We start from the raw sequence: 18,710 nt of genomic DNA, 5'->3' as shown, positions 1-18,710 counted from the left end.
CTTTCGAGACGTTCTCATGCCAAACCTAAAGCCGTCCACGGTCAAACCGATTCCTAGTTGTCCACGAAATGGACATTTCCAAACCCACTCAAAACCAACCGTCTAACATAACAAACAGCTCCCCCATTCCTCTCAAAAAACAACCCCCACCTGCCTGAACGAACATTCATCTCAATCGCCTCAGAAAAATTACATTGATTTACATACATCTTCGCGACATTTTCAGGAAACCCTCCTCTCCGAACAAGAGTCGCGAAACCTCCGTCCTCCACCATCACCTGTCTCAGAAAGTCTAACATTTACTTCAATCTTCATAATCCAGCTCACTCAGCCAACACCACTCGAGCGCAATCAAATCGGGACCGGAAAAAGCCCTGAAAAAATCGCTCGAACGACTGTTACCAATTCAGCAGAAGACAGGCCAAAACCCACCGGATCAGGCTGTTAGAGCCTCATTCGAAAGTTGTCCAACATTTGCACAACTACCGGCTATTCCAGTTCTTGGCATGCTAATGGACTCCGGCACAGGCGGCGCTTGAGTCCCGAAATAAAGACCCCGGCTTGCTACCAGCACCACAAGCCGGGGTCCAGAGGCCCTTTCGCCTAGAAAGAGAAATCCCCGGTTCCACCCTCCTCAAGCTGAACGGATTGTAAGACTTTGTCCCCCTTGCCCACCGTCACGTTCAGCGTTCCATCCCCCTTTCGGGACACGACCAGATCAAAATCCTCACCGAAGGCCTGGATTCCCTTCAAGCTCATGGAATTCCAGCCCTCAGGCAACCGGGGAGTGACCGCGAAGCTTCTGAGCCCAGTTGGCTGAAGTCCGAACAGGCCCTCGATATAGACCCGGCAGTAGAGAGCGCTCTCGGCAGACAAATGGGCCATGTCCCCCTCCGGATAAGCCTCCACCACATACGGCACCCGATCGCCCAACAGTCGTTTGTTAGAGAATTGGGAAAGCTTTTCGAGAGACTGCTCGGTCGCTCCTGCGGCAAGGGTTCCCCGCAAGGCATACAGCGTTCCACGGTCCCAGAAAATCCGGGTAACTTTCTCGTTGGCGCTATTCTTTTCCACATGGACTCCGTTGTCGCTCCACAGGCCTTCGAACAATCCCTTGATGGTATCCTCCTTCCGATCGTGCAGCCCCACAACCAGCGGCAGACAGATCCAGTGCCGTAAATAGCGATGCTCCTTGTAGTATTTGTATGTATTCAGCCCTTCGACTTCCGCGCCGAAGTAACTTTCAATTGCGGCGGACAACTTCTTCATCCTCTGTTGAAAAAGGTCTGCCTCCGCTGGGTCGTGTCCCAGCTCTTTGGATAGATCGGCGGCATGCTCCAACGCGCCGTAATAAAGAGAAGAAGTCGACAAATTGGCCGTTCCAGTTTCAATCCGTCCTTCCATCTCATCCGACTCGGAAGCAACCACTCCCTCCTCAGTCAGCATCCGGTGGCAATACTCCAGACACCAGTCGATCAAAGGCCAAAGCTCTTGAGCTATCTCTTTGTCACCCAAAGCAAGAGCATAATGAGCCGCTCCATAGGCGATCATGGCCGCATCTCCCCGGTCCTTCGGAAAGGGTTTCACCAGGCCTTCGATCTCGAAGGAATAGCGCAGCGGCTCGTATTCCGGATTCATCTCCTTCGCGAAGGCGCGGAAGCAATTCATCGCGGACTTGTTCCCGACATCGTAGCCCAAATAGGCGAAGAACGGATTGATATACTCCGCCTGATCATTGGCCCAAATCCCGACATAGTAGCGCCCTCCACCTGGAGAATGAATCAAGCCCAAATCAGATTCGAAGATGCTCTCCGAGGCTCGAATCTTTGAAAACTCGAACAAGGTGTTCAGGACCGGGTCCGGAGTCTCCAGCTGCAACGAACCAGACATTTGACCCAAAAACTTTTTCCGCTTTCCCAGCTCATCTTTCGAACTGGACGCGGGCCACTCCTCTCCCTCCATCCGAGCCGAGATATCGAATGAAAAGACCGTCGACTCGCCTGCCTCCAAACTGAGGGTCTCGGGCACATTGCTCGTGACCAAACGGCTGAACTTCCCTCTCGCTCCGAAATCTTCCAGACGCAGGGCCGAATTTCCGGATTGGATCTTCACCGTTTCCTCCGTGGTATTCCGGAGCGTCCATTGTTCAACAAACCGTCTTTCATCCATGGAAGGAAAGAAAGCCCGCGAAAGCTGCAAACCGGACTTTGACGGAGCGTGATGAATATTGAGCACCCCATTAATCACGACATCCTCCAAGGCCCCGGGCACGAACTCAACCTCATCGACATACAACTTGGGCAACAGCTCATCCCCATAGGTATCCTGCAAGTAGGCTCGATAATCGTGGAACCAGCTGTCCTCGTCGCTCTTGAATTCATGCAACTGGGGAAAGAAGATCTCGCGTTCAATGGAGACCTTGCCCTCCTCATCGATGGAATAGGAAATGATGCCCGAGACCCGCTTTCCGGACATTTCAATATTGTCCTCATAAGGCAAGACCCCTTCTTCCTTCCAAAGCAGACGAATCTCATTTGGTCCGGAAATCTCCCAGCATTTCGCGGGCTTTTCTGGGGCTGGCACTGGCTCTTCTTCGGGCACCTCGGCGGAGAAACCGAACGAAGCCGATGAGAAGAGTGAGACTAACAGGGGCAAAACAGTTTTTGGGTCTAGCATATTGAAATTTTTTTGAGGAGGAAAGGGGTCAGGCTCGAATGCACCTACGAATTGACCGATGAGGCGCTCGGCTCTTCGTCAGACAACTTTTTCACTACGGAAGAAATCGTCAGTCCTTTGCGAGTCCAATCGACCTTGGAAAGGGTCTCCTGGTCTTTTGGAGTCAGAGGCAGCTTATATCGCTCCATGAACACGGGGGCCAAATTTTCGCCGGCCGCAATGGATGCACACACCAACCAGTTCAGGGACTGACGATAGGGAGCATTCTCGGTATTGACCGGGAACTCATCCGCGCTTGGCAAAGTGTGATAGAACTTACGCACCCATTCATCTCCACCGTAGTTCTTGCGCAGATAGAGCATCACCGAAGCATGGTTGGTATTCTGGCTGGAGGAAATTCCGGCCTCACTCGCCTTCTCCCTTCGGATTTGATCACCGACACTCGTGAACATTTCCAAGAAGGTCATGGGATTGCTCTTTTTCCCCAGGTTCACCTCCAAGGCTTCAATCTCTTCCCTTTCGGAAAGACCGAGATCCTCACTCTCGGTCCCATCCATGCAGACGTATCGCATGAAGACCGCGAACCCGGTCGCGAAGTAGGTAAACTTTTCCCCAAACACGTAGAAGTTGCGCCCCATCTCATAGAAAATATAGTGTGGGCATGAATCGGGATTCTCTTTCAATTGCTCGTAATCTCGCATGTAGAAGAGACAAAGCTCAATGCCGGAAGCCCCCACAAATCCACAGCCCGCCCCACAGCTCATTCCTTCGGGAATGGCGGCGATGGTGGGTAGGCCCTCGTAGTTCTTAAAGCCCCGAGGCTCCCGCCCAATCAAGTCCTGATAGATTCCCCACCCCTTGTCGAGCTTGTCCACCAGACGGGAGATCACCTCGGGATCGTGATTATCATCCATTGTTAGAAAGGCAATTTTCTGGCCCTTCCAGACCGTCATCCCAGTGGGCAACCCCTTTTCTTTCCACTGCTCAGGATAGAATGGACTATAGGTAAAGCCGTCCACCGGCTTCAGAAGATTCTCATTCTGCTGCGGCTGCTCGGGTTCTGGGTCGCGCCCCACAACGGGAGTGACCGCTTGAAAACTATTGCCCACCCGGAACTCGTCAAAACGATAACGATTCCCACCCGCACTATCGATGAAGAACATCAGGTCCTCCATGGAGCCCGCATTGGTGCGCATTCCAAGCAAGCGGGGCGCCCCGGGATTGGTGAGGTCGGGATCGAGCCAGACGCGCGAGACATAGTCGGGTCGCAGATTGATAACAACCAAGGTCTCCTCCCCCGACTTCTTCGCTTGGTCGATGAAGCCACTGGCTCGAATATGCCGCAGCACGGTAGAGCGCTCATACCCGAAGCTGCCATCGACGCCCGCACGATTCATGCGCCAATAGCCAGCCCCACCATTCTTCCCTTCTCGCGAAATGAGAAAGCTGACCCAAAAGTCCGCCCCTCCACCACCAAGCTTCGGATTATCCAGTGCACGCCCAAACAACGCGGAACCCTCCTTGCAGGACAGCTCAAGCGCCCCCTGGCTGGTAGCCAACTGCTTCCCGTTTTTGTCAATATAGCTCAGCCCCCTTTTTAGGTGCTTCGACTTCCCTTCTCCTTGGAAGAATTCCCACTTGGTTCCACGCTTGAAACCCACTCCGCTTTCCCAGCTCAAGTCCGGGTCAGCAAACCCTTCATAGACTTCCAGCACAGAATCCTTCGAGCCGTAATCCCACTCGGGAGTCTCCTCTTTCAGGTCTGGAATGATGAGGTCCAACAAGGGATTGACCTTCTGCCGTGCCGCCCAATGGTCCGCCGCTGGAACCGAGCGATAGGCATTCCAGGTCCGCTCGGAAAAGGCGGCCAGCTTGTATCGCAAACCATGGAACTGCCACCATCCCGGATTCTCCCAAGCGCACATGCAGCCTCCAATGAGGCCATCTTGCTTGGGCCGAATCTCGCGATAGTTCACTTCCTTCATGAAGCGCGGAAGCTTGGGGTAGTTGGCGAACTTTCCGAGGTCCCACTCGTAGACATCTTTCGTCGTGGCATCCACCCCGGCCTCCATTACGTAGGTCGGCGCGAAGCTGGCATTGATCACCTGATACCCGTCATCGAGCATGTCCTGGGCGGGATACGAACCAAAGGCCCAGTTCATCCAAATCATCCTCTTCAGAATCGGAGTCGCCTTTCTCGGACGATGCCCCTCCCAGGCCAAGGGAGTTTTTCCGAGACGCTCTATCATCAGAACCATCTCCTCTTGAAAGGCGGTAAACAACTCTCCCGCATCTTTAAGTTTCCGCTCCTTCACCCACGGGTCATCCTGATAGACCTCGAAGAGTTTGCCCAATCCCACCTCATCGGTTCCAAAGTGAAGATAGGGAGAGGACGGAAAGAGAGCGGCCGCTTCGGCAAACAGCTTTTCCAGATTATCATAGACTGACTGGGTCGCCACATTGACAACTCCGATTCCCGCGGGGTCGAACTCGTTCTTTGCAGCTCGGCGCATGGCTGAGGAATGCCCGGGCACGTCGATGGCGGGCACTAGGGTCACCCCACGCGCATCTGCAAAGCGAACCAGCTCTTCAATCTCAGTCTTGGTGAAGGGCTTGATGGCAGGTCCTTTGTAGGACTGGTTGTGTCCCGCACCTCCCAAAGTAGGAAAGGCTTCCGAAGGAAAAGTCCACGCTGAATCATCGCCAAAGTGCAAGATGAGATAGCGAGTCTTGTAAAAGCGACAGAGCTCAATCACATGCCGTAGATTGGCTACATTGTGTTGTTGGCGCGCCAAATCGAGAAGAACTCCCCGAAAGGGAACATCAGGATGGTCCTCAATCTGAAGGAAGGGCAAACTCGCAACCCCTTCGGATGCGGCAAGCAGTTGCAGAACAGAGGTCACCCCATAGGACAGACTGCTTGGGTTCCCTCCCGTGATGAAAACCTGTTCGCGAATGCGGAGATGGTATTCTTCCTCTTTCAACCCAGGGTCGATCGTCAACACGATATCACCCGCCCGCCGCTCACCCGTCGCCACAATCGGATTTTCCCCCACAAGGCGAATCAAGTCTCGAGACAAGACCTCTCCCAGAGGCCGAAGACTTTCGTCTCCCAATACGATTCGCGTCTGATCCGTGATCTCAAAGCGCCCCCGCCCCTCCTTGATCGTTTGAGGTAGTGGAACCAACTTCACTTCCGAAAATGCGAGCGAAGTGAGAACCAGATAGAAAAGAGCCGAAGCGAGCTGGGACGAAAGAGTCATTTTGGACAAACAGGAGAATGCAGTGACCAATAAGCAACCAGAACTCGGTCCAAACAAGCGGATTGCAGTTGTTCAAAGATAGAACAACTCCGAACCCAGCCAGTCTCAAGCAGGAGGTCCCTGCTTGGAAACCTGCTGATAATCTGGAGCTTCCCTGCGAGCCTCGGTAGGACTCTGTTGATACTGCTTTTTAAAGTCGCGCGAAAACTCCTGCACTCGCGCGTAACCCATGCGAAATGCGATCTCTGTCACAGGGATCCCAGTATGCTGCAGCAATCCTCGAGCGTGACTCAATCTCAAGATCCGCAGCCTCTTTACTGGCGAACAACCGGTCGCTTGCCGACAGGCACGATTCACCGTGCGAGGGCTGAGCCCGGCAAGATTTGCGATATCCTCCAATTTGAACGGGGCCTCCAGACGCTGCCGCAGCACGCGCTCCACCTGCCACCATCTTGCAACCCCGCCTAAAGGAAAATCGCCTTCCTGCACCAGCAGTCGCTCCAACGACGTCACCTCCAGCAGTAGCTCGGCAAGTCGGGCAGTGCACAGGAGCGAGCTTTCCATCGGAACCCGCTCAGGGTCCCGCCAAATTTCCAAGAGCTCGCAAGCGAGTGAAACAGCCCTTTCCCCGCCAGCGAGAACACGCCGGTCCAAGGAAGGTGGAGACAGCCTGGGTGCAACGAAACCAATCGTAATGAAGCGCCAGGGAGCCCGCAGGATTTCGCCCTCAATCGGCTCCGCCTCATGATACCAAGTGACATCTCCTTCCCGAAATCGTTCGACCTGCCCTCCTGCCAACTGACTCACCTCGCCAGACAAAGTGACATGAAGAAGATGCTGCGGCGTGCTGGCGGAATGAAAGCGGCCAAGCTCCTCCCTTGCGATCTCATCCACAAACAGAATGCTTTCAATTGGAATCATCATTGGCGAGGAAGGGGCTTTCATGAAATTCGGACCAGAATTCCACTATGGCAAGAATTGCGACATCTTACCAACCAATCAGCGCAGCACGAAAGAAAAGCATCTGACACACTCCCTGCCGAAGAGTCGGAATTCACGGACCTTCCAACCAAAATCACCATGGCTAAAATCTATTACGTAGGCGACTGGGCTGTCATGCTTGGCCCAGTCTTTGCCGAGACCCCCTTTAACTACGCTGCGAAAGGAACCGAAATCTTTAACTACGGAGTCTGGCTCAAGAATGCGCTGGAATCCACTGGCGAACATCAATGCGATAGCATCCCCACTTGGGACTTCTACCGCAACAAGCCGGGTGCGTGGGAAAAAATTCTCGCTGAATACGACGTCATTATTTTCTCTGATGTGGAGGCTAAGAACTTCCAACTCGACCCCTCATTTTTCGACCGCAGCAAGTTCGGACAGGAGCCTCTCACCTTTCCGGATCGAGTTCGCCTCACGGTGGAGGCCTGCCATGCGGGAACCCACTTCATGTTTCTGGGCGGTTGGCTCAGCTTCAATGGCGAGATGGGCAAAGGAGGCTGGGGCAGAACCCGCCTGCGGGAAATTCTTCCCTGCGAGTGCCTTGCGGTGGAGGACCTTAGAGAATCGACGGAAGGATTTCACCTCGAACAATCCGCTCTACCCAATGACATCTTTTCCCAAGTGGACTTCTCCAAAATCCCTCCCATTTTAGGATACAATATTGTCCAACCGAGAGCGGGATGCGACGTTATCTTGCAATGGCCCGATGGCGACCCTGCAATCTGTGTTGGAGAATTTGGAAAAGGACGAGTCCTGGCCTACACCTCTGACCCCGCTCCGCATTGGGGATGTAATTTTGTCTACTGGAGCGAGTATGAGAAGTTCTGGATATGCGCCCTGCAATGGCTCCTCCAGAAATGAAAGCGCTCACTCTGAACGAACTCTTTAATAACAACTCTATGAACCTGAAGTTCTATCCGAAACTGATTTTAACCGCCCTGCTCTTCACCCCTCCGCTAGCTCATGCAGCGCCCGAAGTCCTGCCTACTCCACGCGAGATGAAGACTTCGCGCGGAGCCACCCCCCTCCCCACTACAATCCTCAACCCGGAGGCCTTTGCCCCTCAGGCGGAAGCCTTGCAACTGGCTCTCGCCAAGGTCACAGGTGAGACCTTTGCGCCGGGAACGGGCGAGAATGGCTCGTCCATTCAATTCGTTCAAGCGGCCCAACTGGATGAGGAGGAATATCTCATCGATACCCGACAGGACATCAAATTAACAGCCAGCAGCCCCACCGGAATTGCCCGGGCCAGCGTCAGTTTTTTACAGCTGTTAGAGAAGTCACCGGACTCCACCTGGCAAGTTCCCAAGCTCACAATCAAAGATAGCCCTGACTACAACTTCCGGGCATTTCTCGTCGACATGGGCCGCAATCCCCACTCCCCCGAGACCCTTCGGCGCATTATCGACAGCATGTGGCTGGCCAAGACGCGGTATCTCCATCTCCACCTCACCGACGACCAACTCTTCTCCTTTCCCTCCACAGCCTACCCTGAACTTCTGAGCAAGAATGCCGGCTGGACGCTCGCCGACTGGCATGAGATCGAAGCCTATAGTCAGGCGCGGGGCGTGACCATCATTCCCGAGCTGGAAGCACCGGGCCACTCCGGAATTCTTCGGGGCAAGTATCCCGAAGTCTTTGGCAAGACCCCAACTGACCTCGCCTCGCTGGATACCGCCTACGAGGGCCTCACGACTATTCTGAAAGAGATGATGGATGTCTTCCAGGCGACTCCTTTCATTCACATTGGGTGCGATGAGGCCTACGGGGTCGATGAAAAGCTGCAGCGCGATCTCGTCAACCGACTGCACGCGTTTTTGAAGGAAAACGGTCGTCAAACCATCGTCTGGGAAGGCCCTCGCTTGGGCAAAGGCAAGAACAAGGTCAATGAAGAGGTCATCCACATGAACTGGCGCTGCATCGAGATGCCCGCTCCGCAGATGATCAAAGAAGGCTACCGCGTCATCAACGCCACTTGGGATCCTCTCTATGTCGTCGACCACTATCCTCGCACCATGTTCACTGCCGTGCCGAGCAAGGACTGTTACGAAGTCAACTTCACTCGCTTCAAGCACGTCAATCACGCCATCGGCACCTTCAGCAACCCGGTGACAATTAAAAAGAGCGACCAACTGTTAGGCTTCTGCCTCGCCTGGTGGGAGGGTCGCGAAGAAAACGTGATTCCCCTGTGCCGGCAAAGGCTCACCGCAGCAACCGCGCGTGCTTGGAACGACCGGGGCGAAACCTCTTTCGACAGCTTCCTGCAGCGGGACCAGAAGCTTGGCCTCTTGTTGGATACGATGCGTCCCCGCACCCTTGGAGAACCAACTGGCGGCTGGTCCGACCGTGAAGCCGAGCCCACTCCCGGCAATCTTGCTCACGGCAAAACGGTGACTGTCTCAGCAGGCGCAAGCCAACCCTTCTACGGGCCGCAACGTCTCACCAACGGGGTCACCGAACGCTTCGACCACTTCCTCGGATTCCCCACCAAGCCCGAGCCCCTCGAAATCACAATTGACCTAGGCAAGTTGAGCACCCTCACCAAGGTAGATGTCTACGAAGCTGCGGTAGGGAAAAGTTGGGAGCACTACAAGGTCGAGTATTCAAAAAACAACAAGAGCTACAAAATCATCGGCGAGACCGAAAAAGGAAGCCGGGGCGAAAGCAACATGGTCTCCCATCCCTGCGACAACGTCACCGCCCGCTACATCCGCATCTCTACCGAGGGCTGCCAGGATCTGACCTTTCCCAGCTTCTCCCGACTCTGTGAGGTGATGGTCTTTGGCGAATAGGTTCCCTTTTTCCATCGGATGAGCCATCCGTCACCAGACGGATGGCTCGCAACCCTTTCTTATGTTCCAGGCTCTCTCCAGCGGCACCCTTGCCGGTAACCAGCACAACGAAGACCTGTTCAGCGTTTCAGGCCGTTTCGCATGGATCATGGATGGAGTGACAGGAATCACTGACCGCCGGCTCTTCCCAAGCTCTCCCACGGATGCGGTGTGGTTCGTCCGCACCATTGACCGTTTTTTGAAAGAGGCCGCCATCACCCAACCCAATATCAATGAGCTGATCCGCATCGCGATTACTGAGACGATTTCTCGGGCGAAGAACGAGATCGAGGATTTTCTCCGAACTCCCCCCCACCTCCTTCCAGCGGCCTCTTTTTCGATCATCTGCCATTCCGAGGATGGCCTCCACCTTGCTTCCATCGGAGACAGTCCCATTCTGGTAAAGTCCCCCAACGGCTCAGTTCAACTCTTCGGAGACAACCGAGTCACCGCATTCGAGGCTGAGACAATCACCCTTCTCTCCGAGTTCCAGCACCAAGCTCCGGAGGCTCCGCGAGAAACTCATTTGGAGGCTCTGCGCGAGCCCTTGCTGCAACAAAGGCGTCACCGCAACTCCTCCAAAGGATTCTGGGTCGCCGATCCAACGACGAATTGGCTGCCTCAACTCGTCTCGGTCACGATTCCCGAGCCAGAAGGTTGCGAGATTCTCCTCTGCACGGATGGACTCTATCGGCTGTGCGACCTTTTCCACAAATACCAGCCCGACTCCTTCTTTGATAGGGCTCGAACTCACGGCATTCCCCGTCTTCTTGAAGAAGTTCGCCATCTCGAGTCAATGGACCCAAACTGCACGACCACTCCCCGCATCAAAACAAGCGACGATGCCACTGGTCTCCTTCTAACTCTCAGCTAGGAGAAGAAGGTGACCGGGCACTTCTCCATTCAGTCGGACTCATTCCACGATAGCGGCGAAAGACGGTTGAGAAATATTGCGAACTGGAGAAGCCGAGTTCGTGCGCGATTTGGGTCACTGTCGGAGGTGGTTTTTCCGCAAGCCGGACCGCTGCCCGGTCCACCTTTTTCTGAAGAAGAAAGTCATTGGGACTGGTCCCGGTGAAACGCTTGAACTCACGGAAAAAATGAGGAACAGACAGACCGGCCACCTTTGCCATCTCCTCCACTGTTAGCTCCTTCTCGATGTTTTGCTCAAGCCACCTCATCACCTCCCCAACTCGTCCAGAGTTCTGGCTCTCCATTTCTTCGGCTTCGAAATTTTCCAGACACAATGCGGAGGCGAGAACGACGGAAGCGATTCTGTTCCGAATCAGTTCCTGAATCAGCGGGTCCCTTCTCCTCTCCCAAGCACCGAACACTTCCTCGATGGACGCTTTCAAATCTTCGCCAAAAAGGAATTCAGCAGGCAGTTCTCCATCAAGAAGGCGTGCAAAAACGTCTTTCACCCCCGTCTCAGTCATCCCCAAATCAGCACCAACTGGAAGAGGGTTCACCTGGAGAATCAACCAAACGAGGTCCCCTCTCTGTTCCTTCTGAAACCGAGAAGAATACTCTTCACCAGGGAGAATGCGGAGACCCTGCCCGCCACGAATCTCAAGACTCTTGCCATCGACGTAATATGAGTGACTCCCCCGCAACGCATACTGCAGCACCAACCAGTTGGCGTGACACTGCTTCCTGATTCCCGGAGCCACCCGAGTGTAGTGAAACCTCCCGAGCGAAAGAGCGCTCTGCATCCCAATCTGGCTCAAATCCAGAATCCGACGCTCTGGCGTATTGGTGACGTCGACTTGTTCGCTGGATTTCATCACGGTCTTCTCGCCTTGATGCTAAGACTCTCTTGATTCTATTCCAGCAGGAAAAGGCGACTTGGAGACCTTTCCCGCAGGCGTTCACTTTTCTATCTGAAGGCTATTCGAACGACTCATCCGGAGTTAGCGAGCTAAGCTCTTCCCTCCCATGGCCTACTCGACCAAAGGCCAGGGGACAACGAACCAAGAAAACCGAAATGGAATTGGACAAACCGAATATCAAAATCAACTGGCGACGAAGCGCGCTCGCACCCGAGACGCTCGCCAGCCTGAACGAGCGAAGCAATCTCTTGGGAGCACTACAGACCGGGGGCTTCCTCCTGGTCCTCTTACTAACTGGAATCACCAGCTTCTACTTTTGGCTTCAGAAGGACTGGTGGCTGTTCGCCATCGCGCTCTTTGCCCACGGCACGGTCACCTCATTCTGTATCAATGCGGTTCACGAGCTCGTCCACGGTACAGTCTTTCGAACGCCTTGGCTGAATGACTTCTTTGCGAATCTCTTCGGCTTTATCGGTCTGGTGAACCCTCACATGTTCTGGTTCAGCCATGCCGAACACCACAAATTCACCCTCCATCCACCGGATGATTTGGAGGTCACCTTACCCGTCTATCACTCCAAAGCCAAATACCTGACCTCAGCCTTACTCAACGTTCATTGCTACCACGACTTCGTGATTCTCTTCCGCCACAGCTGCGGAATCTTCCGAGGTCCCTGGGAGACCGTCATCGTTCCGAACAAACCGGAGGACCGCAAACGGAAAGTCGTGAACTGGTCCCGTATGGCTCTGCTCCTCCATCTCATCATCCTCGTTGCTTCCATCGCCAGCGGCTTGTGGATCATTCCAGTTCTCACCACCTTCACAGGAGCTTACGGGGCATGGCTGTTCTACCTTTGCAACTTCACACAGCACGCCGGTCTCACCGAGAACATCGACGACTTTCGCCTCAATTGCCGCACAATCTACCTCAATCCAGTTACGCGCTTTCTCTATTGGCATATGAACTGGCACATCGAGCACCACATGTATGCCGCGGTCCCCTGCTACCGGTTGCACCGCCTTCATCGAGCGATCAAACACGAGCTCCCCCACTGCCCCCGCGGTCTGGTGGAGGCTTGGATCGAGATCGCCTACATCCAATATCGGCGCAGACGCGACCCCGACTATCGGTTCATCCCCGAGCTTCCCTCTCCGGATCAAGAGAACGAGCCTCAATCCTCACGACTGAAACAAATTCACGACCAAGCGGAACAACGTCTGGCAGAACAAGCGCAAGCCGAAGCGCCTTCCGGAAGACGTTGGCAATGCCGGGTTTGCGGCTTTGTTTATTACGAATCAAAAGGGCTTCCAGAGGAAGGAATCGCACCAGGCACCGCTTGGGAGGATATCCCCGACGACTGGCGCTGCCCGGACTGCGGAGTGAGGAAGGCTCAATTCCACATGGAAGAGTTATCCGAGAAAGAGGAACTTCCAGAATCCTAACCTCTATTTCTTGAGGAAATACTTCTGATACTTTTTCTGGATCCGCCGAGCCTCCTCCACGGGGTCGGTTGTCGGCTTGGACGGATACTCGTCCTGCGCATGGGTCCAGGCAAAGTCGACCTCACGCACGGCCTGATTGAAAGCTCCGGCATCAAAGTCGGTGCCCTCTTCCAAGTTTTTCTCCAGCATTTGAATCAAGAGCTCCCAACGTGGCTTGTAATACCCCGAGAACATCCCGTTCCACTGCTTGCTCGCATAGTCACGCAAGCCACCATTCTTCCAAGGCTGCCAGATTGAGACAATGGTGCGCGCATTCCAGTTGTAGTAGGCCTTTTCTTCCTCCGTAGTGGCCCAGGACTGTGCGTCCTCCAACCACTTGCCCAAAAGAAACATCTCATGCGATCCCGTGACTGCTTCCAGGTCATCGAGAAGACCTAACAGCTGGTCGCCTGCCGCTTTCAATCTTGCTGGTTCCCCCGAGAGATAGGCCTGGGTGAGGTCATCGATGACCAGATAGGACAACCCGTAGATGAGTTCGCGATGAACGTTCGTCAGGTCGAAACGATAGGTCTCCACTTCCTGCAGGTCGTCCGCCATCGAGAGTAAAATCTGGGACGCCTCATACAACTCGTAGACGTCATAATCCTGCCCGAATGGATTCTCCTCGGTGATTCTCACATTCTTGCGAACATGCCGGATATCCTCTTTGGGCTTCCCGAAAATCTGAAGCGTCGGCGTGGTGATCAGCGGGCCCCAATCGGTGCGGGTCCTGCCATAGACCGAGCTCAGCAAGCGTTGCCAAGTCTCCCCTGCCCGCTCGTCCTCGGTGCCATAGCGCCGCTTTCCATAGTCGCTCACCCACTTCTCCAAGTCCTTCTCGGACTGGTTCCAAGCCAGTTCGTAGATGAAGTCCTGCACGATGGGATTGTAGCCGACTCCTTCGGGAATCGTCCCAACCCCACGAAGATTCTTTTCAATCTCCGACTGATAGGCCGTCTGGAAGTTGGTCTGCATCTTGGCGAGATGACCCGACATGTTCACCTTCTGATCCTGATTGCAGATCACATTCCAGATCCATGGCTGGCCGAAGAATGACTCCGTCTTATCCCAAGTGGTGTTCTTTTCCCCATAGAGATCGAGCACGATGATTTTGTCCTTGGGAACTCCCCCGACGAAGGCACGCCCTTGCTCAGGCTGCCAAAACTCACTCCGGAAAAAGAAGAACCAACCCTGCAGAACCCAAATCGCTTCAGGGTCAGCGGCCACCATAGAATCGTAGACAGTCTTGCTCACTTCCGAGAGGTAAGCGGGGTCCTTGGAAGGAGGATCGACCTCGATGAAACAGTCGGCATCATAGAGATGGTCGGTGCCAAACATCTCGGTCTGCTTTTCAATAAAGAGCGTGCCAATCCGCGTGAAAAGCGGGTCGGTCGGACTGAGAAACATTGTTCCAGGAATCCCCGCCCAATCGTGAATCTGGGTAATCTCAGCCTCGGGGTAAATCTCCTTGAGCTCGACCGGAACATGACCAGTGAACGCTTGCAGCACGGGCTTCATCCCCAAAGAACGCATCCGGGCGAGAATCTTCTTCTGCAACTCCGCCCGCTGGCTGATCCAATCCTGCGGCAGAGGACCACCCAAGCCATCGATATTCCCCATCCAGCCCCAAGGCAGATGAGCTGGACCGACAAAGAACTTGTCCAACTGCTCGTCGGTCATTCCCAACTCGCGATAGACCTCTTGCCACACCGCTTCTTGCCCAATCATAGCCAAGGGCATGTTCACGCCCATGAAGGCCATGTAGTCGATCATCTCTTCCCACTTCTCCCAGTCCCACCAAGGCATGGAATAGCCATAAGTGCAGTAGTTGAAGAGGTAGCGATATTCGAAGGGGGTCTCGACCCGCACCTTATTCTCAACCAGCGGCAAGGGGTTAGGCAGACTGATCTGATTGTGATTCATCGAGACCTGGCTGTTGCATTTCTCCTTGAGATACCAGTTCAGCCCGGAAGCAATGGCCACCCCGGTATTCCCCCGCACTACCAGCTTGCCGTCTTGTGATTCGACCTCGTAAACGTCCTTTCCATCCGGACTCGGAATCAGCTCGAGAACAAATTCGTCCACCCGTTCAGCGGGCAACACTCTTGAGAACAACTCAGTGGCCGGCGCGATAGTGGGAGCATCCTCCTCAGCCGCCCTGACGAACAGGCCAGCGGACATAAAGACACAGAGAAGAGCGAATAATCGATATTTGAATAACGGTTGGTTCATTTAGAAAAAAGGAATTTTTAGAAGGTAAGAGATAAAAACTACAGCGAGCGACTTTTGGCAAAGACCCGGAAGAGACCGTAGCAGGAGCCTACCGCCAGCAAGCCGAGCGCCACGCCGGTGAGGAGGTTCCCGTAGACGAAGTTGCCGATACTGAAGAGGCAGGCGTAGACCATAATGGTGCCGATGAATACGCAGGCGATTTCATACGGCAACTCCCAGCGTTGGCCTTTGCTTTCTCCCTCGATATCCACCCCTTCACCCTCCGCTAGCTGGCGAAGTTTGGCCCACCCCGGACCTCCCGGACGTGTTTTTCGATAGAAGGAAAAGAGGGTCTCCTGCGGTTCAGGCTTGGTGAGAAAGGTTGTAGTCACCCACACCACGGTATTGATCAGCACCGCCAGCAGCAATCGCACGGTATTTCCGTCGAGCGACAGGGTTGGCGCATCGGGCGTCCCTCCCAGACTCAAGGCCAAGGACGCCGGGTCCACGACAAAGACGAGAACGATGCCCACGACGATCGCGCTGATCATGGCAACAATTTCGGTGATGGCATTGACCCGCCACCAGAACCAGCGCAAGAGATAGATCGAACCTGTTCCCGCCCCGGAAAGCAGCAGCAGGTCAAAGGCTTGCGTGGCGCTCTTGAGCTGTAGTGCGAAGAAACCGGCTCCCACCATCAGGACCACGGTGGAAACCCGACCGACCGCGACAAGGTGCTTCTGACTCGCATCCTTTTTCACAAAGCGGCTGTAGAAATCGTTGACCAGGTAAGATGACCCCCAGTTCAGGTGGGTGCCAATCGTCGACATGTAGGCAGCAATGATCGAGGCAATCACGATGCCCAGCACCCCGGGTCCTAACTTGGAAATCATCGCGGGATAAGCCACGTCGTGGGCGAGGTATTCCTCGTCAATCCCGGGAAAGGCCTGCCGGATATCATCCAATTCCGGGAAGACAATCAGAGAAGCCAAAGCCACAATAATCCATGGCCAAGGACGAATGGCATAGTGCATGAAGTTAAACAAGAGAGTGGCCCCAATGGCATTCTTTTCGTCTTTAGCCGAAAGCATACGCTGCGCGATGTATCCCCCGCCCCCGGGCTCGGCACCGGGATACCACACCGCCCACCACTGCACCGCTACAGGGATGATCAGCATGGAGACCAGAAGGGAGAGATCACCCGGGTCGGGCAAAATCGCCAACTTGCTGGCGATAGGAGATTCCGCACCCACCAGTCCGCTCAAGCCGCCAATGGCTTGCACCTCCGGTTGCTGAATCGAAATATATGCCGCGTAGATCGCTCCAAACATAGCGATGGAATACTGAAAGAAGTCAGCCCAAATCACGCCCTTCAAGCCTCCCAAAGTCGCATAAATCACTACTCCGATGGAGCCGAAGACGACGCATTGCCACGCCTCAATACCGAAGAGAATCTGACCATATTTGATGATGGCCAAGGTGACGGTGGCCATGATGAGCAGGTTGAAAAACAGGCCAAGGAACAGCGAACGGAAGCCGCGAAGAAAGGCCGCAGCCTTCCCGTGATAACGGAGCTCATAATACTCCAGGTCAGTCATCACCTCGGACCGTCGCCACAACTTGGCATAGATGAAGACGGTGACCATTCCGGTAATCAGGAAGGCCCACCAGGCCCAGTTCTTTGCCACTCCATTTTCCCTCACCATCCCGGTGACCAGGTTGGGGGTGTCTGCCGAGAAGGTGCAGGCCACCATCGAGATCCCTAACAGCCACCACGGCATGTGACGTCCCCCTAGAAAAAATTCCTGCGTGCTCTTTCCCGCCGTCCGCGAAGCAACATAGCCAATGCCGATGACAATGACGAAGAAGACCGCGATGATGACCCAGTCGATAGTTTGTAAGTTCATGAATAAAGTGGCTTAAGATTGAAAGGTTCTCTCTCGGGACAACCATCTCCCGAGTCTTGAAGGAGCATGCGAGATGGAGGAGCACTCATCCCCGCATGGAATTGACGTTCATCGAATCTCCGGCAAGCTCGCGGCCGCGATTGCTTGTCCGTGGCGCTTGGTCTTCTCGTCGGGGGTGCTCAATATGACTTTCTCTGCGAGGTCAGGAAACTCATCTCGCAAAACTTTTTGGGCCTGCTCCATCAACAGGCAGCCTCCCTCTCCGCTCAAGACCCTTCCAAGCAATTGCAAATGTCTCATCTCGTAGAAGCGGGCGAACTGTGGAATCGCATACCCGAGGTAGGAGCCGAGGGTGCGATAGATTCGAGCCGCCCGCTCATCTCCAGCCTTCATCGCGTTTTGCACCTCGACCAACTGCTCGGGTTTGCCCATCACCGGATCAATTTTCAGACGGGACTTGGGTATCAAGCGAGAGACCCCTTGCTGGCTCAGGTACTGCACCGCGCAGCCCTGGTCCCCCGACCACTCGTCCGCAGGAGCGTCAGGAGAATAGTCGATGGGGACAAATGCAAGTTCGGACAACCAGCCGTTGATGCGTCGGTCCAGATCCACGTAACCCACTGCCGTGCTAGTTCCCATCGCGAGGCCAAGAACGCCTCCGTCTCCCAACGACATCGCTCCCGCCATCGCGGAAACATCTCCATCATTCACCACCCGAAAAGGAACATCTCCCCACTCACGAGCTATCTCCAAAAACATGTTCTCAACCCGCCTCTCGAAGACAGGCGCAGGAACTCCCCGGAAAAGTGAAGCGACCTTCACCCGGTTGTCGACATAGACCCCTGCGGCGGATCCACCAATGGCATCGACCCTCGGCAAATGAACGGCAGCAAGCTTCAGGCTGTCCATGATTCCTTCGTAGTGATAGCTCGGATCAGCTTCGAAATAAGGGTCCCAAGGGACTTCCTCGGAGTAAACAACCTCCCCGTCGATCACCGCCGCACACTTCCGGTCGGATCCTCCCAGGTCGAACCCGATGCGACATCCCTTCAGCTTGGAATCATCGCTTGAATCCTCACCTTTGGGTCCACCGACTGGTTCGATATACCCCTCTTGAATAGTCAGACCGTCGCCGAAGAGACGATCGACGAATTGATAGTCGAAAGCTCGTTCACCACTAGGAGAATAGGCCTGGCTCAGAAACGGAATCAACTCGGAGGCCCCGATCAGATAGATCCGGCTTCCCCCGCGGCTCCACAGCAGGAACTTGATTGTTCTCTCCAGATGCAAACGGTTCCATTCCGCATATTCCTCCACCGCCGGAAGCAAAACATCCCGATGGACGCTCCCGGTGCCATCGGGGCGCAAGAGGCAGATCTCCACCGGACGCTCCCCGAGTTCCGAAGCAAGGTCATAGTAGGCCTGAGTCCATAGCGAGGCGGGCTGAAAGTCAGCGTCCAGTTCCGGCTGATGTCGCAAGCGAAAGTGCAATTGGGAAAGAGTGTTCATC

The 18,710-nt window shown here is 54.6% G+C and carries 11 protein-coding genes; 4 read left to right on the top strand and 7 right to left on the bottom strand.

Annotated elements, in window-relative coordinates; all coding sequences use genetic code 11:
* Window positions 1–603 precede the first annotated feature (603 nt).
* From IE099_RS16090 to IE099_RS16080, 3 genes are all read right to left on the bottom strand, one after another.
* The gene (locus tag IE099_RS16090) at window positions 604–2,676 is read right to left on the bottom strand and encodes a six-hairpin glycosidase-like protein (RefSeq protein WP_189572075.1); all 2,073 of its coding nucleotides are present in this window, start codon (window positions 2,674–2,676) and stop codon (window positions 604–606) included.
* Between the two features lie 44 nt (window positions 2,677–2,720).
* Window positions 2,721–5,939: a beta-N-acetylhexosaminidase gene (locus tag IE099_RS16085; RefSeq protein ID WP_189572072.1), complete on the bottom strand. Its 3,219-nt coding sequence runs from the start codon at window positions 5,937–5,939 to the stop codon at window positions 2,721–2,723.
* A 105-nt stretch (window positions 5,940–6,044) separates the two neighbouring features.
* The gene (locus IE099_RS16080; RefSeq protein ID WP_189572069.1) at window positions 6,045–6,863 is read right to left on the bottom strand and encodes a helix-turn-helix transcriptional regulator; all 819 of its coding nucleotides are present in this window, start codon (window positions 6,861–6,863) and stop codon (window positions 6,045–6,047) included.
* A gap of 156 nt (window positions 6,864–7,019) precedes the next feature.
* On the opposite strand from IE099_RS16080, the gene IE099_RS16075 reads away from it, so the two are divergent.
* The 3 genes from IE099_RS16075 to IE099_RS16065 all read left to right on the top strand — a co-directional run bounded on the left by IE099_RS16075 (window position 7,020) and on the right by IE099_RS16065 (window position 10,646).
* Window positions 7,020–7,802 (top strand): glutamine amidotransferase, encoded by a 783-nt coding sequence (locus IE099_RS16075; RefSeq protein ID WP_189572067.1) that lies wholly within the window; start codon window positions 7,020–7,022, stop codon window positions 7,800–7,802.
* A complete protein-coding gene (locus IE099_RS16070; protein ID WP_189572065.1) occupies window positions 7,799–9,733 on the top strand; it encodes a family 20 glycosylhydrolase in 1,935 nt (644 codons plus the stop codon). Before IE099_RS16075 ends, IE099_RS16070 begins: the two co-directional genes overlap by 4 nt.
* Before the next feature lie 61 nt (window positions 9,734–9,794).
* Complete coding sequence (locus IE099_RS16065) at window positions 9,795–10,646, top strand: protein phosphatase 2C domain-containing protein (RefSeq protein ID WP_189572063.1); 852 nt, start codon at window positions 9,795–9,797, stop codon at window positions 10,644–10,646.
* Here IE099_RS16065 and IE099_RS16060 read toward each other — a convergent pair.
* On the bottom strand, window positions 10,639–11,556 hold the full coding sequence (locus tag IE099_RS16060; RefSeq protein WP_189572062.1) for an AraC family transcriptional regulator: 918 nt from the start codon (window positions 11,554–11,556) through the stop codon (window positions 10,639–10,641). The genes IE099_RS16065 and IE099_RS16060 overlap by 8 nt on opposite strands.
* A gap of 200 nt (window positions 11,557–11,756) precedes the next feature.
* On the opposite strand from IE099_RS16060, the gene IE099_RS20870 reads away from it, so the two are divergent.
* Entirely contained in the window at window positions 11,757–13,043 is a 1,287-nt protein-coding gene (locus IE099_RS20870) for a fatty acid desaturase (RefSeq protein ID WP_345778128.1), read from the top strand.
* A gap of 3 nt (window positions 13,044–13,046) precedes the next feature.
* Here the strand turns inward: IE099_RS20870 and IE099_RS16050 are convergent, their stop codons facing one another.
* The 3 genes from IE099_RS16050 to IE099_RS16040 all read right to left on the bottom strand — a co-directional run bounded on the left by IE099_RS16050 (window position 13,047) and on the right by IE099_RS16040 (window position 18,709).
* Window positions 13,047–15,314, bottom strand: a complete 2,268-nt coding sequence (locus IE099_RS16050) for an alpha-N-acetylglucosaminidase (RefSeq protein WP_189572060.1) — start codon at window positions 15,312–15,314, stop codon at window positions 13,047–13,049.
* Window positions 15,315–15,352: 38 nt separating this feature from the next.
* Window positions 15,353–17,200 (bottom strand): sodium:solute symporter family protein, encoded by a 1,848-nt coding sequence (locus IE099_RS16045; protein ID WP_189572058.1) that lies wholly within the window; start codon window positions 17,198–17,200, stop codon window positions 15,353–15,355.
* Window positions 17,201–17,308: 108 nt separating this feature from the next.
* Entirely contained in the window at window positions 17,309–18,709 is a 1,401-nt protein-coding gene (locus tag IE099_RS16040; protein ID WP_189572055.1) for an ROK family protein, read from the bottom strand.
* Window position 18,710 lies beyond the last annotated feature (1 nt).

Source organism: Roseibacillus persicicus (assembly GCF_014651675.1).
Lineage (GTDB): Bacteria > Verrucomicrobiota > Verrucomicrobiia > Verrucomicrobiales > Akkermansiaceae > Roseibacillus > Roseibacillus persicicus.
The sequence above is the reverse complement of the archived record's forward strand: the minus strand, read 5'-3'. Positions and strand labels throughout refer to the sequence as shown.